Here is a 15,338-nt window from a genome sequence, read left to right as displayed (position 1 = left end):
CTTGTCCGTGTTGGCGCTGCTGTCCGCTGCGCGCCCGCGGTMATGAGGGCCGTAAGCCGCGTCCGCGGCACCGCTGTCGTGTTCCTGTGCTTTGCCGCGGTGCCGCGGACGGGACTTCAGTTACCCCGGTACACGGAGAAGTCCGGCGGGCGCTTCTCGTTGAAGGCGGTGATACCTTCCCTGGCCTCGGGGGACTCACCGAACAGCTTGAGGTTGGAGTACGCCAGCTGCCCGATTCCCGCGAAGTGCTCGGTGTCGGTGTTCAGCGACTGCTTGAGCACCTTGAGCGAGGTGGGTGACAGCAGGAGGATCTCATCCGCCCAGGCGCGGACCTCCGCCCGCAACTGGTCGGCCGGAACCACCTTGTTGACCAGGCCCCAGTCCGCGGCCTGCTGGGCGCTGTACTGGCGGCAGAGGAACCAGATCTCGCGGGCGCGTTTCTCACCGATCACGCGGGCGAGATAGCCGGTGCCGAAACCGGCGTCGAACGACCCGACCCGCGGGCCGTTCTGGCCGAAACGAGCGGTCTCGGACGCGATACTGAGGTCGCACAACAGGTGCAGAACGTGGCCGCCGCCGATGGCGAAACCGTTCACCGCCGCGATGACAGGCTTGGGCACGTCACGAATGACCCGGTGCAGGGCGTCCACCTCGAACAGACCGCTGTCCGACGGCCCGTAGTCGCCGGTCTCCAGACGCTGTTTCTGGTCACCGCCGGTGCAGAAGGCCTTCTCGCCGGCGCCGGTGAGGGCGATGACGCCCACCTCATCGCTGGCCCAGGCGCGCTTGAAGCTCTTGATCAGCTCGTCGACGGTGCGGGCCCGGAACGAATTGTAACGTTCCGGTCGATTGATGGTGATCCAGGCCAGGCCGTTCTCGACCTTGTACGTCACGTCAGTGAACTGGTCGTCCATTGAACCGATGACCCTCTTCGATCAGGAAGCGAGCAGGGCCGCTGCTCGTCAGGGAGTAGATGACAGGATCTTCCTGGCTGCCCGCCCGGAAAACGCCGGCGCGCCGGAGGGCAAATGTACTGGCACGAACGGCCTTTTTCAAGGCGGCGTCGGGCCGGGTATTTGAATACCACTGACGGGAGACGGGAATTACCTCCAAAGGGGGACCGGAGCTGTGGTTCGGGCGGGTGTCACCCTCACCGAAGGTGATGGATCGTCGTCGGACGGGTCCGGTGGCAAGGTCGACCAGCCGGTCGACGGAGCCTCGTCGCGCCGCTCGTGCGCGCCGGTCGGCGGGGGAGAACTCCCCCGGGTCTGTCGGGCTGGCCGGGACTGCCTCCCTGGCCGCGGGCTTCCTCGCCATGGGTCGGTGGTCCTCGGCAGAGCTTTTGGTAGCGTAGGGAGAGATTGTGATTACATCGTGTTTCTAAGGTGGTACCTCATGTATCCGCAAGGGGTACGAGGATTTCCCCTATGGGTGATGCAGGACACAGTTCTGCCGCCTACCGTTGACCCGACCAGACGCCAGCGTCGTCGCCTGCGGTTCGCCTCTGGGCAACATCGACAGGAGAGGGGGCCGTTGATCATCCTCCCACCTTCGGTGGACCTGGATTCAAGATCATGTACAAGGAGAGCTCGTGGTCGCGATCGCACCTGTGAACGCCCGCCCGATACCGGACGAGATCGCTCGTCAGATCGTCTTACCTGAGGGGCACGCCGACGAGGACCGGTTGTTTGCCGCCTACCAGTGGCTGCGCGAGAACAATCCGCTCGGCCAGGTCAGGGTGGAAGGCTACGATCCGGTCTGGCTGGTCACCAAGCATGCCGACATCRTGGAGATCGAGCGGCAGCCGGACATTTTCAGCAGCGGTGGTGGTGCCCAGCCGGGCTCCCACAACCCGATTCTGCAGAACCAGGCYGGTGACGAGTTCACCAGGAGCCTCACCGGTGGCAGCCTGCGCATTCTCGACGCCCTCCCCTACCTTGACCCGCCGGAGCACACCGCGGTCAAGGACGTCGCGGTCGAGTGGTTCCGTCCCGCGAACCTGAAGAAGTGGGAGGACACCATCCGGGAGCTTGCCCGGGAGGCCATCGGCAAGTTCCTGCACGAAGGCGAGAACAATATCGACTTCGTCAAGGAGTTCGCGCTCTTCTATCCGCTGCACGTCATCATGACCCTCTTCGGCGTGCCCGAGGAGGACGAGCCGAGGATGATGGCGCTGAGCCAGGAGTTCTTCGGCACGGAGGACCCCGAGGCGCGCCGGGCGGATGTCGAGGCGCTCACCCCGGAGGCGGCCGCGCAGCAGTGGTCCGCGGCGATCAGGGACTTCTACGCCTACTTCGACGTGCTGGTGGAGAACCGGCGGAAGGAGCCCAGGGACGACCTCGCCACGATCATCGCRCTCGCGAAGGGGGAGGACGGCGAGTTCTACCCGAAGGAGTTCGCCTACGGCTGGTTCATCGCGATCGCCACGGCCGGTCACGACACGACGTCGAGCACGCTCTCGGGCGCGCTCGAACAGCTCGCGCTCCATCCCGACCAGCTGCAAAGGGTCCAGGAGGATCTGTCGCTCGTCCCGCACCTGGTCAACGAGGCGCTGCGCTGGGCGTCCCCGGTCAAGCAGTTCACCCGGCAGGCCACCCAGGACTACACGCTGAACGGAAGCGAGATCAGGAAGGGTGACCGGCTGATGCTGCTGTACCAGTCGGCCAACCGCGACAGCGACATATTCGACGATCCCGGCTCGTTCCGGATCGACCGCCGGCCGAACAAGCACATCGCCTTTGGCTACGGCCCCCACATGTGCATCGGCCAGCACGTGGCCAAGCTCGAGCTGAAGATCATGTTCGAGGAGCTGCTGCCGCGTATCAGGAAGGTCAGCCTGATCGGTGAGCGCAAGGTCGTCCAGACGAACTTCGTCGGCGGGCTGAAGAAACTGCCGGTAAGTCTGGAGCTGCGGTGACCCACCAGCAGGTTTCCTCCGACGACCGCCGGGTGGTGGTCGTCGGAGGAGGTCATGCGGGTGGCACGCTGGTCGGGCTGCTCCGGCAGGCCGGCTTCGCCGGTGAGATCGTGCTGTTCGGTCAGGAGACGGAGCTGCCGTACCACCGCCCGCCCCTGTCCAAGAAGTTCATCGACGGCGATCTCGAGCAGTGGCTGCGCGCGCCGGAGTTCTACCAGGAGCAGGGCATCTCCGTCCGGCTGGGCGAGTCGGTCGAGTCGATCGATCCCGCGGCGCGCCGCGTGCACACGAGCAGCGCGCAGGCCCTCGACTACGACGTGCTCGTCCTCGCCACCGGGGCCGAGCCCCGGCGGCTGCCGACGCCCGGGTCCGATCTTGCCGGCGTTCTCACCCTGCGCACCCTCGCTGATGCCCGTGTCCTGCGTAAGGCCGTCATCAGCGGGAGCCGGATCGCGATCATCGGTGGTGGGTACGTCGGCCTGGAGGTCGCGGCGGTGGCGCGGGCGGGCGGCGTCGAGGTGACGGTCATCGAACGCGAGGAGCGGGTGCTCGCGAGAGTGGCGAGCCGCCGGCTGTCGGAGATCATGCAGGCGTACCACCGGGAGCGCGGCACGACGATCATCACCGGGGCGCAGGTCGTCGGCCTGTCCGGCGAGGACGGCCGGGTCAGGGACGTGCTTCTCGGCGACGGGACGCGAGTGCCGTGCGACATCGCCCTGGTGGGCATCGGCGCCGTCCCGCGCGACGAGCTCGCGGCGGCGGCCGGCCTGGTCGTCGACCAGGGGATCCTGGTCGACGACCAGGCACGCACCAGCGATCCGGCGATCTTCGCGATCGGGGACGTAACCCGCCGGCCACTGCCGGGCATCGACGGGCTGCTGCGGCTGGAGAGCATCCCCAGCGCGGTGGAGCAGGCCAAGCAGGCCGCGGCCGCGATCGTCGGCGCGGCGCCCCCCCACGCGGAGGTGCCCTGGTTCTGGTCCGACCAGTTCGACCTGAAGCTCAAGATAGCCGGGGTCGTGTCCGCGCCGCCCGGTACCGTCCTGCGCGGTGACCCGGCATCGGGGCGCTTCGCCCTGTTCCATCACACGGACGGCAGGATCACGGCGGTGGAGTCCGCGAACTCGCCGGGCGACTTCATGGCCGGCAAGAAGTTCATCGCCGGTGGCGAGCGGGTCGACCCGGTGCGGCTGRCCGACCCCGCCGTGCCGCTTCGCAACGCTGTCATCAAATAAACCGCCATCAAATAAACCGCCACCAGACAGACCATTACCAGACAAACCATAACCAGAACAAGCTGTCACTACGTCAGGCCGTCAGCAAGCCATATGAAACAATCGGATGAGCACGGAGCGCGCAATGCCCGTAGTCACCTATGTTCTGCCCGACGGCTCCGAACGCGCGGTCGACGTCCCACCTGGGCAGACCGTGATGGATGGTTCGGTTCGCAACAACCTGCCGGGAATCGTCGCCGAGTGCGGCGGTAGCTGCTCGTGCGCGACGTGCCACGTCTACGTCGATCCGGAGTCGCAGGCGTTCTTCGACGAGATGACCGACGAGGAACGCGAGCTGCTGGAGTTCTCCGACGGCGCGCAGGACAACTCCCGGCTGTCCTGCCAKCTCGTCATCACCGGCGAATGTGAAGGGGTCCGGGTGACGGTGTCGGCCGAGAACGGCTGATCCGGATCCTTCCGGGACGCCGGCCGGCGGGATGCCCGCCGGCCGGCGGTGACACATCGGAGCCCTGGCCGACCGGCTCGCCTCCGGTAGCTCGGCTGGCCGGCAGTTCGGCGGTCAACAACATGCAATCAGCGGAACAGACGAGGGAGCGGGCATGGTGGACATCACTGCTGCGGTGGTGACAGCGGTCGGTGGAGAGTTTTTGCTGGACAAGCTCTCCCTCGACGGGCCGGCGGCGGACGAGGTACTCGTCGAGATCGCCGGGGTCGGGCTGTGCCACACCGACCTGGCGGTCAAGGAGGGGCATCTGCCCTTCCCACTGCCCGGCGTTCTCGGCCACGAGGGCAGCGGCGTGGTCGTCGAGGTGGGCAGCGCCGTCACCAAGGTCCAGAAAGGTGACAGGGTGGTCCTGAGCTTCAACAGCTGCGGGACGTGCCCGCAGTGCAAGAAGGACTCGCCGGCCTACTGCCACAATTTCATGGCCTTCAACTTCAGCGGTGTCCGGCCCGACGGGACCAGCGCGCTGAGCATTGCCGGGACCACGGCGGGCAGCAACTTCTTCGGGCAGTCGTCGTTCGGGACACATGCCCTCGCGCACGAACGGAACGTGGTCAGGGTCACCGACCCCACCGCTCCGCTGGCCCTGCTGGGGCCGCTGGGATGCGRCATTCAGACGGGTGCCGGCGCGGTGCTGAACTCGCTCGACGCCGAGGCCGGCTCCTCGCTGCTGGTCCTCGGCGGCGGCTCTGTCGGCCTGTCCGCTGTGCTCGCCGCAGTCGTCCGCGAGCTCTCGGTGATCATTGTCGTCGAGCCGATCCAGTCCCGCCGGGATCTCGCGCTCTCCCTGGGCGCGACCCATGTGATCGACCCGGCGGCCGGGCCGCTGTCCGAGCAGGTTCGCGCGATCATCCCTGGCGGCGTGGACTACGCGGTCGACACGACCGCGATTGTGTCCGTTCTCGAGCAGACGTTGCTGTCGTTGGCGCCCCACGCGTCCCTGGGGATTCTCGGCGTCCCGTCCGACCCGACGGCCGCGCTGTCGCTCAACCTGATTCAGGCCCAGGTGCTGGGAGTGACCATCTACGGGATCGTGGAGGGCGACAGCGACCCGGACCGGTTCATCCCCGAGCTGCTCGCGCTGCACCAGGCCGGGAAGTTCCCCTTCGACAAGCTGATCACCACGGTGCCGTTCACACAGATCAACGAAGCCGTGGCGGCGCAGCACCGCGGCGAGGCGGTGAAGATCGTTCTTGTCCACGAGTGAACGTGGCGGGAGTAAGCGCGGCGGCCCGCACAGGATTCCGTTCTCGTGAGGAGAATGCAATGACGACGACGATCGACTACGACCAGTTCTACATCGACGGCGGCTGGCAGGCGCCGGCCTCGAACGGCAGTATCCCCGTGCACTCGGCCAGCACCGAGGAGCGGGTGGGCAGCGTCCCGGAGGGGACCGAACGGGACATCGACCTGGCGGTGGCGGCGGCGCGCCGCGCCTTCGACGATCCGGACGGATGGTCCAGGTGGTCACCGGCGCGCCGCGCGGAGGCGCTGGAGCGGTTCGCGGCCGCGCTGGAGGCACGCGGCGCGGAGACCGCGCGCCGGGTCAGCGTCCAGAACGGGATGCCGATCTGGTTAGCCAACCAGTTCGAAGCGGGCTTCCCGCCGTTGCTGCTGCGCTACTACAGCGGTCTGGTCGCGGAGAGCGGCCTGGAGGAGATACGCCCCGGCATTCTGGGCGGCCGCTCCCTGGTCATCCGTGAGCCCGTCGGTGTGGTCGGCGCCGTGGTTCCGTGGAACGTGCCGCAGGCGATCTCCTTCCTGAAGATCGCGCCGGCGCTGGYCAGCGGCTCCACCGTCGTGATCAAGCCTGCGCCGGAGACCGTGCTGGACGCCTTCCTCGTGGGTGAGGCCGCGCTGGAGGCCGGGCTGCCCCCGGGCGTGCTCAACATCGTCCCCGGCGGCCGCGAGGTCGGTGCCTACCTCGTCTCCCATCCCGGGGTCGACAAGGTCTCCTTCACCGGGTCGACCGCCGCCGGGCGCGCGATCGCCGAGACCTGCGGCCGGCTGCTGCGGCCGGTGACCCTTGAGCTGGGTGGCAAGTCGGCCGCCATCGTGCTCGACGACGCCGACCTGGCGGCCAACATCCAGAGCTTCTTCGCCTCGACCCTGCTCAACAACGGCCAGATCTGCTGGCTCGGCACGCGGATCCTCGCCCCCCAGCGCCGATACCAGGAGGTCGTCGACACCATCACCGGGCTCGCCAGCTCGCTGGCGGTGGGGGACCCGCTCGACCCGGCGACCCAGCTGGGTCCGCTGGTGTCGTCCCGGCAGCGGGAGCGGGTGGAGTCCTACATCGCCAAGGGCGAGAGCGAAGGGGCCCGGCTGACCACCGGCGGCAAGCGGCCCAAGGACCTCGACAGGGGATGGTACGTCGAGCCCACGGTCTTCGCGGACGTGGACAACAAGCAGACCATCGCCCAGGAGGAGATCTTCGGGCCGGTGCTGGCGGTGATCCCGTACTCCTCCGAGGAGGAGGCCGTCGCCATCGCGAACGACACCGACTACGGCCTCGGCGGATCGGTGTGGACGGCTGATCCGGAACGCGGCACCGCGCTCGCCCGGAAGGTCCAGTCCGGCACGATCGGGATCAACGCCTACGTCAACGACCCCACCGCGCCGTTCGGCGGGATCAAGTCGAGCGGGATCGGCCGCGAACTCGGCCCGGAGGGGCTGCACGCCTTCCAGGTCCTCAAGACGATCTATCTCGACGCGTCCAGCAGCTGACCCCGAGCGCCATGTGACGTGTGCGCGCGGACGGGACGGATGTTCCTGCCGGCCGGTTGGGGCGCTGGTCGTCAGTGAGCCGTCCGACGTCCATGGCTCGCAGGTCTCCCGTCGCGCGGGGCCGGTTACCGCCGGCCCCGCGCGACGGGAATGCCGCTGGGACGGGCGGACAGCGGTGGTGCCATGACCAGTCAACGAGGAGGGATCATGGGAATCTCGATACGCGAGTCCCTGACCACGTATCCGGGACGCTACTTCGCCGCCTGGAACGGGCGGGATCTGGAAGTTGTCCCCGGTCTGCTGGCAGGCCGTTTCAGGTGGGTCGACCCGTCGCTGCCGGCCGACATCACCGATCTCGAAGGGGCACACGGGTTCTTCCAGGCGGCCTGGCAGGGGTTTCCCGACCTGCGTTTCGAAGCGGTGGGCGATCCCCTTGTCGACGAGATCACCGGTCGTGTCGCCCAGGAATGGCGCATGATCGGGACTCACACCGGTGAGGGCTTCCCGCCCGGGGTGCCACCCACCGGCCGGGCGTTCGACCTGGCGGGCACCGACGTCTTCACCGTCGACCCCGAAGGCCGCGCGACCGCCATCCACGCCTACTGGGACGTCACGACGCTGGCCCGTCAGCTCGGGCTCGCCTGAAACGAAAGCCAGGACAGGCCCGGCACAGGGGAGACGGGAGAGCGGGGGCGGGCCACGACGATCGCCACGTCGGCGGCTACGAGCTCCGTCATCTCCGGTTCCCCGGTTACCGGACGTACCTGGCGCGGGGGCATGGACAGGTGCGGACCTCGCGTAACCGGACAGTCGCGACGGCACGGGGCGGATGCCGCTCCGCCCCGGTCGTACGCCTCGCCGTGCCGGGCGCCGGCCGGCCGGCGGCGATGCCGCGGACGCTGGCCGGCCGCGCCCGTCCGCCCGCCCGGTCAGGTGATGCGGACCATGTCCTGGCGGTGCAGCGCGACGATCTTCTCCATTGCGACCATGTCCTGCTCCCGGATCGCGGCGACGAGGTTGCCGTGCACCTCCAGGTTGTGGCGGCGCAGCTCCTCACTGCCCTCCACGTACGTCGCCTTCGTGAGCGTGGCGCTGAGGATCGACACGATCGTCTGGTAGAGCCCGACCAGGACCTCGATCCGGGACGCCCGCGCGATGGCCAGGTGCAGGCGCATGTTCGCGGCCAGATAGGCGTGCGGGTCGTCCGTCGCAGCCTGCATGTCGTGCAGGGCCCATTCCATCGCCCGCACGTCCTCGGGCGAGGCGCGCCGCAGCGCCACTGGTGGGAAGAGCGTGTCCAGGTAGGCGCGTGCCTCGAAGAGATGCTCGGGGTCGACGGTCAGCCCCTGGTGCCACAGGTCGACACCGCCGAGACGGACCTGGGGCGGTGGGTTGGCCACGAACACCCCGCCGTTGGGCCCGGGCCGGACCGTGATCAGGTCGCGTTCGCGCAGGATGCCCAGGGCCTCGTTCATCACCGAGGGGCTGACCTCGAAACGGCTGATCAGTTCGGTGCGCAGCCCGAGCCGGCTGCCGGCGGGCAGCCGCTCGGCGAGGATCCAGGCCTCGATCTCCGCCGCGACCTGCTGCGCGCGAGAACTTCGAGGCGTCGCGTCAGCTGGCATCGTCCGCGCTCCTTACTGGTCCGCGTCCCACTGGTCCACATCCCGGTCCACATCGGTACCCCGGCTGGCGGTACTCCGGCTGGCGGTACTCCGGCCGGTGGCATTCCGGCCGGCGGTGCTCCGGCCGGCGGTGCTCCGGTCGGCAGGGGCCTGCCCATGGATCGGACGAATATCCGATCATCACCGAATCTTGTAACAAGATTATGCTGCCTCCTGTCGGCAGACTCCACTGATAGTAGCTGTTCATAAGGGCACAGTCGGACGTTGCAGATCTGATCTTCAGATATATGCTTGAAACATGTATGCAGAATAGTTATGGTTGCGCCAGTCGGATGGCAGACCTTGGCGGTCCCGGAGAAGGACTGGTGCCAATTGATCATCTATCGACCGGCCCCTGAGCGGACGTCCGTGAACACGCCGTCCTCGCCCGCCGACGACGCCTGCGGCGGGTAGCGCCATGACAGGCGAGGTGGCGGCAGGGGAAGCGGTGGCCGGCGACGTGCCGGTCGGCGAGCGGCCGCCCGACGCGGGCCTGGTCGACACAGGCCTGGTCGACGTGCACACGCACGCCATCGCGCCGTGGCTGCCCGATCTCGCCAGCCGTGACGGCTGGCGGGGCTGGCCCTGCGTCCAACGGCTCGGCGACACCCGGGCGCGCATCCTCGTCGGCGGGCGGCCGTACCGCGACATCGACGACCGCTGCTGGTCGGCGCGGCGCCGGCTGGCCGACATGGACGCCGAAGGCGTCGCGGTGCAGGTGCTGTCCCCGATCCCGATCACTTTCTGTCATGACGCCCCGGCCGGCGGCGCGGCGGTCCTCGCGCGGTCGCAGAACGACTTCCTCGCCTCGCTGGTCGCCGAGTACCCCCGGCGTTTCCGCGCCCTGGGCGCGGTGCCGTTGCAGGATCCCGCCGCGGCCGTCACCGAGCTGTACCGGTGCGTGCGGGAGCTGGGCTTCCTCGGTGTCGAGATCGGCACCCGGGTCGGCCAGGCCGAGCTGGGTGACCCCGAGTTCGACCCGTTCTTCGCCGCCGCCGGGGAGCTCGGCGCCCTGGTGCTGGTGCATCCCGCCGACTCGACGCTGGATCCGCGGCTGGCCCGGCTCGGGGTGGGTTTCGGCGCCGGCATGCCGTCCGAGACCGGGATCGCGATCGCAGGCCTGCTGGCCGGCGGTGCCCCCGCACGCCGGCCGGGGCTGCGGCTGTGCCTGGCGCACGGCGGTGGCTGCCTGCCGTGGCTGCTGCCCCGGCTGGACCGGGGCCGGCTCATCAGCGATCCGGCGCTGCCAGCGGACCAGTTACCGAGCGCGCTGGCCCGTTCGTTCTACAGCGACTCGCTGACCTACGACGTGGACAGCCTGCTGCTGGCGGTGGCGCGCTTCGGCGCCGAGCACGTCCTGCTCGGTACCGACTATCCCTTCGCAGCGCGGGAGAGCCCGGCGGGCGCGGTGCTCGCCGGGCCGCACGAGCGGCTGACCGCCGGCCTGCGGGCCGCCATCGGCCGGCAGAACGCGCTCGAGCTCATCGGCCTGGACAGACGGCTCGTGCCAACGGGCCGTCCGGGCGAACCAAAGGAGTGAGACATGGCGGAGTTTCTCGGGCTCGGGCTGACCCATTATCCGTTACTCGCCGGCACCGACGAGCACATGGCCGGGCTGCTGCGGTGGACGTTGCAGGATCCCGACATCCCCGAGGCGGAGAAGGATCCGGCGTCCTGGCCGGAGCTGATGCGCCGGGAGTGGGCTGACGACCAGGGAGTCGCGGCCGCCGCCGAGCACCGCCGCGAGCTGCGCGCGGGCCTTGCCCGGTGCCGGGCCGCGCTCGACGCCTTCCAGCCGGACCTGCTCGTGGTGTGGGGCGACGACCAGTACGAGAACTTCCGGGAGGAGGTGATACCGCCCTTCTGCGTGCTGGCCTACGACGACACCGAGGTGCACCCGTTCGCGCTGATGAACGAACGGGGCAGCCCGAACGCCTGGGGCCGGCCGGACGACATGACGTTCGCCCTGCGCTCCGACGCCGCCGCGGCCCGGGCGCTCACCGACGACCTGCTCCAGGACGGTTTCGACGTCGCCTACTCCTACCGGAAGCGGGTCGGTGCCCACTTCCCCCACGCGATCGTCAACACCCAGCTGTTCCTGGACTACGACCACGCCGGTACCGAGTTCCCCTACCGGTTGTTGCCGATCACGGTGARCTGCTACGGCCAGCACGCGATCGCCCGCCGGGGCGCGCTGGCCCGGTTCGCCGAGATCCGCGACGAGCAGCTGGACCCGGTCGGCCCGTCCCCGGCGCGCTGCTTCGACCTCGGGCGGGCGGTGGCGCGCGCGCTGAACCACGGCAACAAGCGGATCGCCCTGGTGGCCTCGTCCAGCTGGTCGCACGCGTTCCTCACCGACGCCTCCTGGCACCTGCGCCCCGACACCGCGGCCGACCTGCGGCTGTACGAGGCGTTCGTGCGGGGCGACTACGCGACGTGGACCAGCGTCACCAGTGCTCAGATCGTGCGGGCCGGACAGCACGAGATGCTCAACTGGTTCTGCCTGGCCGGCGCCATGGACGAGCTCGGCATGCCGCTGAGCTGGTCCACCTTCGTGGTCACCGACGTCTTCAACTCCAACAAGTGTTTCGCGATCTTCGAGGGAAAGGCCGGTCTGTGAGCGCAACGACGGTCACCGACGAGGCCACCGGGCGGACGGTCGACGCCGGTGGCATCCCGACGCACTACCACGACCTCGGCTCCGGGGACCCGGTGCTGCTGCTGCACGGATCCGGGCCCGGGGTCTCGGCGTGGGCGAACTGGCGTCTGACGATCCCCGTGCTGGCACAGCAGTTCCGGGTGATCGCCCCCGACATCGTCGGCTTCGGCCACACCGAACGGCCCGCCGACATCCACTACTCGCTGGCCACCTGGATCGACCACACCTGGGCGCTGCTGGACGCGCTCGAGCTCGAGCGGGTGTCGGTGGTCGGCAACTCGCTTGGCGGGCGGATCGCGCTGGGGATGGCCTCGCAGCACCCCGAACGGCTGGGCCGGATGGTGCTGATGGGTGTCCCCGGCGTGGGGATGACGCCCACCGAGGGTCTGCGCGCGCTGCGGGAGTACGAGCCGTCGCTGGAGAACATGCGCCGGCTGCTGCTCGACTGCTTCGCGGTCGACCCGACCATCATCACCGACGACCTGGTGCGGATCCGGCACGAGGCCAGCGTCGCCCCGGGCGCCTTCGAGGCCTACCGCGACATGTTCTTCAGCCCCCGCCACGCCGGCAGCCAGCTCGCCATCGAGGCGGACGAGGTCGTCACCATCACCACCCCGACACTGCTGGTGCACGGACGGGAGGACAAGGTCGTCCCGGTCGAGGTCGCCTGGAACATGGTCCGCCTGCTGCCCGACGCCGACCTGGCGGTCTTCGCCCGCTGCGGGCACTGGACGCAGATCGAGCGTGCCGACGACTTCTCCGAGATCGTGCGCCGTTTCCTGGCGCGCCCGTCCGCCGTCCGTTCGTGATCTTCCCGCGGAGATGATCCCGTGACTTCCATATCGAGAACATCAGAATTACCAAGAGTGTCGACGGCGCTGCTCGACGCGGCGCCCGCTACCGACAACCGATTTCCGCTGGTCGACGAGGACACCGACCAGCACCGGTTCCGCGTCCATCGCTCGACGATGACCTCACCGGAGGTGTTCCGCGCGGAGCTGGACCGGGTGTTCAGCCACTCGTGGCTCTACGTCGGCCACGAGTCCGAGGTGTCCAGGCCGGGAGACTATGTCCGCCGGCCGATCGGCGGCCGGCCGGTGTTCATGGTCCGTGGGGCGAAGAGCGGCCGGATAAACGTCTTCCACAACACCTGCACCCATCGGGGCGCGGTGGTCTGCCGGCAGCCGGCCGGCAACGCCAAGGCGTTCTCGTGCTTCTACCACGCCTGGACCTTCGACTCCGAAGGACGCCTGATGGGGATCCCCGACCGGGACGCGTACGGCGGGGAGCTCGATCTGGCCGCGCTGTCCCTCAGGCCGGTGGCCCGGGTGGAAAGCTACCGGGGGTTCGTGTTCGCCAGCTTCGACCCGGACATCGAGGACCTGGTCAGCTACCTCGCCGGCGCGATCGAGTACCTGGACCTGGTGATCGACTCCACCGACGGGGAAATGGAGATCATCAAGGGGACCAACGAGTACTGCATCGAGGCGAACTGGAAGCTGCTCGCCGAGAACAGCATCGACGGCTACCACGYCGTCTCCACCCACGACACCTACTTCAAGTACCTGCTGGCGCTGGGCACCGACCTCGCCGGCGGAGTGAACGGCACCTCCTACGACCTGGGCAACGGGCACGCCGTGCTGGAGTACCGGGCCCCCTGGGGGCGGCCGATCGCCAAGTGGGAGCCGCTGTTCGGCGAGGACTCCCGGGAGGAGATCGCCCGCATGCGCGCCGACCTGATCTCCCGGCACGGCGAGGTGCGCGGCAGCCGGATGGCCGACACCAACCGCAACCTGCTGATCTACCCGAACCTGGTCGTCAACGACATCATGGCGATCACGGTGCGTACCTTCATGCCGCTGGCACCCAACCGGATGGACGTCACCGCGTGGGAGCTCGCGCCCCGCGACGAGCTCGCCCAGCTGCGCCAGCGCCGGCTCGACAGCTTCCTGACCTTCCTCGGCCCGGCCGGTTTCGCCACCCCGGACGACCTGGAGGCGCTGGAGTCCTGCCAGCAGGGGTTCACCAGCGGCGGCGTGGAGTGGAACGACATCTCCCGCGGGATGGCCCGCACCCCCGCGGCCAACGACGAGGCGCAGATGCGCGCCTTCTGGCGACGCTGGAGCCAGCAGATGGGCACGGCCGGCTACGGGGAGAGGGAGTCCCGATGACCACGACCACAGGTGCCCCGGCCAGTCCGGCCGCCCGGCCCGCCGAGGCGGCCCAGACCGCGCAGCCGGCCCAACCCACCTGGCCGACCTGGCCGGTCCGACCCGACGAGGTCGTCGACCTGGACGCGCTCGGTCGGTCGCGGATCGAGGACTTCCTCTGCCTGGAGGCCCAGTTACTCGACGCCTGGGATCTCGACACCTGGCTCACGCTGTTCGCGCCCGAGGCGTCCTATGTCGTGCCGTGCAACGACAGCCCGGACGGCGACCCCGCCCGGGACCTCGTCCTCATCGACGACGACGAACTGCGCCTGCGGCTGCGGGTGGAGCGCCTCAACAGCCGCCGGGCGCACCGCGAGTACCCGCACTCGCGCACGAACCACCAGTTCAGCAACGTCGTGGTGGGCGTGCGGGAGGGCGACGAGCTGCCGGTCGTGGCGTCCTTCACGGTGTGGCGGTTCCGCAACGGCAAGGCGTCCTACTACGTGGGGAAGTACCACTACCGGTTCGTCGCGATCGACGGGCGGCTGCGGATCCGGTCCAAGCGCGTGGTCCTGGACATGACGACCCTGCGCCCGGCCGGCGACCTGGCGATCATCCTGTGACTGCCCCGCTGCAGGGCCGCACTGCGGTGGTCACCGGCGGGGCGACCGGGATCGGGCTGGGGATCACGCGCCGGCTGCTCGCCGACGGGGCCCGTGTGCTGGTCGCGGCCCTGCACACCGAGGAGCTCAAGCGCGCCTACGGCGAGCTGGGCGACCACCGCACCGGTGTGGACCTGGCCGGGCACGTCGGGGATCTGTCCCGGCCAGGCGCGGGCGAGGAGCTGCTGCGGGCGGCGGTCGACGCCTTCGGCGGCGTCGACATCCTGGTCAACAACGCCGGCGGCGGGGTGATCAGGCCGACGCTGGAACACACCGAGCAGACCCTGCGGGCGACGATCGACAACAACCTGTGGACGGTGCTGCGCTGCACGCTGGCGGTGCTGCCGCACATGGCCGCCCGGGGGTACGGCCGGATCATCAGCATCGGTGCCGAGTCGGTGCGCAACGGGCTGGTGGACCATGCCGTGTACAACGCCGCCAAGGGCGGGGTGCACGCCCTGACCACCGGCCTGGCGCGTGAGTTCGCCACCGCCGGGATCACCGTCAACGTCGTCGCCCCGTCCTACGTGCGCACTCCGGAGCTTGACGCGGGCCTGCGCGCGGGCTCGCTGTCGGACCGGCTGGTGCACGTCATCGACCGCGCCGTCGAGCTGATCCCGCTGAACCGGCCCGGCGACGTGGACGACGTCGCCGCGGCCGTGGCATACCTGGCCCGTCAGGACTCGGGGTTCGTCACCGGGCAGGTCCTCAGCGTCAACGGCGGCAGCAGCATGGGCTGACCGGCGGCCGTGCCGGCGGCGCGGCCCTGCCGGCGACGGCACGGCCGTACCGCCGGCGGGAAGCTTCGGACAGGAAGATCCT

Annotated in this window: 14 protein-coding genes; 12 read left to right on the top strand and 2 right to left on the bottom strand. The window is 69.3% G+C overall.

The window, feature by feature from the left end:
• Positions 1 to 116: 116 nt before the first annotated feature.
• Positions 117 to 914, bottom strand: a complete 798-nt coding sequence (locus tag BL254_RS09940; RefSeq protein WP_047223265.1) for an enoyl-CoA hydratase-related protein — start codon at positions 912 to 914, stop codon at positions 117 to 119.
• A 677-nt stretch (positions 915 to 1,591) separates the two neighbouring features.
• Here BL254_RS09940 and BL254_RS09935 point away from each other — a divergent pair.
• The 6 genes from BL254_RS09935 (at position 1,592) to BL254_RS09910 (ending at position 8,026) form a co-directional block, all read left to right on the top strand.
• Positions 1,592 to 2,917, top strand: coding sequence for a cytochrome P450 (locus BL254_RS09935; RefSeq protein WP_083730956.1), 1,326 nt, complete (start codon positions 1,592 to 1,594; stop codon positions 2,915 to 2,917).
• Entirely contained in the window at positions 2,914 to 4,152 is a 1,239-nt protein-coding gene (locus tag BL254_RS09930) for an NAD(P)/FAD-dependent oxidoreductase (protein ID WP_076843138.1), read from the top strand. Before BL254_RS09935 ends, BL254_RS09930 begins: the two co-directional genes overlap by 4 nt.
• A gap of 124 nt (positions 4,153 to 4,276) precedes the next feature.
• Positions 4,277 to 4,597 (top strand): 2Fe-2S iron-sulfur cluster-binding protein, encoded by a 321-nt coding sequence (locus tag BL254_RS09925; protein WP_076843137.1) that lies wholly within the window; start codon positions 4,277 to 4,279, stop codon positions 4,595 to 4,597.
• Positions 4,598 to 4,754: 157 nt separating this feature from the next.
• Entirely contained in the window at positions 4,755 to 5,861 is a 1,107-nt protein-coding gene (locus BL254_RS09920; protein WP_076843160.1) for an NAD(P)-dependent alcohol dehydrogenase, read from the top strand.
• Between the two features lie 59 nt (positions 5,862 to 5,920).
• Entirely contained in the window at positions 5,921 to 7,381 is a 1,461-nt protein-coding gene (locus BL254_RS09915) for an aldehyde dehydrogenase (protein WP_076843136.1), read from the top strand.
• A gap of 207 nt (positions 7,382 to 7,588) precedes the next feature.
• Positions 7,589 to 8,026 carry an ester cyclase gene (locus BL254_RS09910; RefSeq protein WP_047223262.1) on the top strand — a complete coding sequence of 146 codons (438 nt, stop codon included), beginning with the start codon at positions 7,589 to 7,591 and terminating at the stop codon, positions 8,024 to 8,026.
• A gap of 284 nt (positions 8,027 to 8,310) precedes the next feature.
• On the opposite strand, the gene BL254_RS09905 is transcribed toward BL254_RS09910, so the two are convergent.
• Positions 8,311 to 9,006 carry a FadR/GntR family transcriptional regulator gene (locus BL254_RS09905; protein WP_076843135.1) on the bottom strand — a complete coding sequence of 232 codons (696 nt, stop codon included), beginning with the start codon at positions 9,004 to 9,006 and terminating at the stop codon, positions 8,311 to 8,313.
• Positions 9,007 to 9,463: 457 nt separating this feature from the next.
• On the opposite strand from BL254_RS09905, the gene BL254_RS09900 reads away from it, so the two are divergent.
• The 6 genes from BL254_RS09900 (at position 9,464) to BL254_RS09875 (ending at position 15,256) form a co-directional block, all read left to right on the top strand.
• Positions 9,464 to 10,585, top strand: coding sequence for an amidohydrolase family protein (locus BL254_RS09900; protein ID WP_139342249.1), 1,122 nt, complete (start codon positions 9,464 to 9,466; stop codon positions 10,583 to 10,585).
• Positions 10,586 to 10,588: 3 nt separating this feature from the next.
• Complete coding sequence (locus BL254_RS09895) at positions 10,589 to 11,665, top strand: extradiol ring-cleavage dioxygenase (RefSeq protein ID WP_076843134.1); 1,077 nt, start codon at positions 10,589 to 10,591, stop codon at positions 11,663 to 11,665.
• Complete coding sequence (locus tag BL254_RS09890; RefSeq protein ID WP_047223259.1) at positions 11,662 to 12,513, top strand: alpha/beta fold hydrolase; 852 nt, start codon at positions 11,662 to 11,664, stop codon at positions 12,511 to 12,513. The genes BL254_RS09895 and BL254_RS09890 overlap by 4 nt, the downstream gene beginning before the upstream one ends.
• Before the next feature lie 159 nt (positions 12,514 to 12,672).
• On the top strand, positions 12,673 to 13,875 hold the full coding sequence (locus BL254_RS09885; protein ID WP_371390377.1) for an aromatic ring-hydroxylating dioxygenase subunit alpha: 1,203 nt from the start codon (positions 12,673 to 12,675) through the stop codon (positions 13,873 to 13,875).
• Positions 13,872 to 14,477: an aromatic-ring-hydroxylating dioxygenase subunit beta gene (locus BL254_RS09880; protein ID WP_175648336.1), complete on the top strand. Its 606-nt coding sequence runs from the start codon at positions 13,872 to 13,874 to the stop codon at positions 14,475 to 14,477. The genes BL254_RS09885 and BL254_RS09880 overlap by 4 nt, the downstream gene beginning before the upstream one ends.
• The gene (locus tag BL254_RS09875) at positions 14,474 to 15,256 is read left to right on the top strand and encodes an SDR family NAD(P)-dependent oxidoreductase (protein WP_047223258.1); all 783 of its coding nucleotides are present in this window, start codon (positions 14,474 to 14,476) and stop codon (positions 15,254 to 15,256) included. The genes BL254_RS09880 and BL254_RS09875 overlap by 4 nt, the downstream gene beginning before the upstream one ends.
• The last annotated feature ends 82 nt before the right edge of the window (positions 15,257 to 15,338 follow it).

Origin of the sequence: Protofrankia sp. BMG5.30 (assembly GCF_001983005.1) — a bacterium.
Classification (GTDB): Bacteria; Actinomycetota; Actinomycetes; order Frankiales; family Frankiaceae; genus Protofrankia; species Protofrankia coriariae.
Note: the sequence above shows the minus strand (reverse complement) of the source record. Positions and strands in the feature narration are given on the sequence as shown.

Excerpts from the sequence above, each read along its gene's own strand:
- BL254_RS09940 (WP_047223265.1), bottom strand. The coding sequence starts at position 914 with ATGGACGACCAGTTCACTGACGTGACGTACAAGGTCGAGAACGGCCTG.
- BL254_RS09910 (WP_047223262.1), top strand. The coding sequence starts at position 7,589 with ATGGGAATCTCGATACGCGAGTCCCTGACCACGTATCCGGGACGCTAC.
- BL254_RS09905 (WP_076843135.1), bottom strand. The coding sequence starts at position 9,006 with ATGCCAGCTGACGCGACGCCTCGAAGTTCTCGCGCGCAGCAGGTCGCG.
- BL254_RS09900 (WP_139342249.1), top strand. The coding sequence starts at position 9,464 with ATGACAGGCGAGGTGGCGGCAGGGGAAGCGGTGGCCGGCGACGTGCCG.
- BL254_RS09880 (WP_175648336.1), top strand. The coding sequence starts at position 13,872 with ATGACCACGACCACAGGTGCCCCGGCCAGTCCGGCCGCCCGGCCCGCC.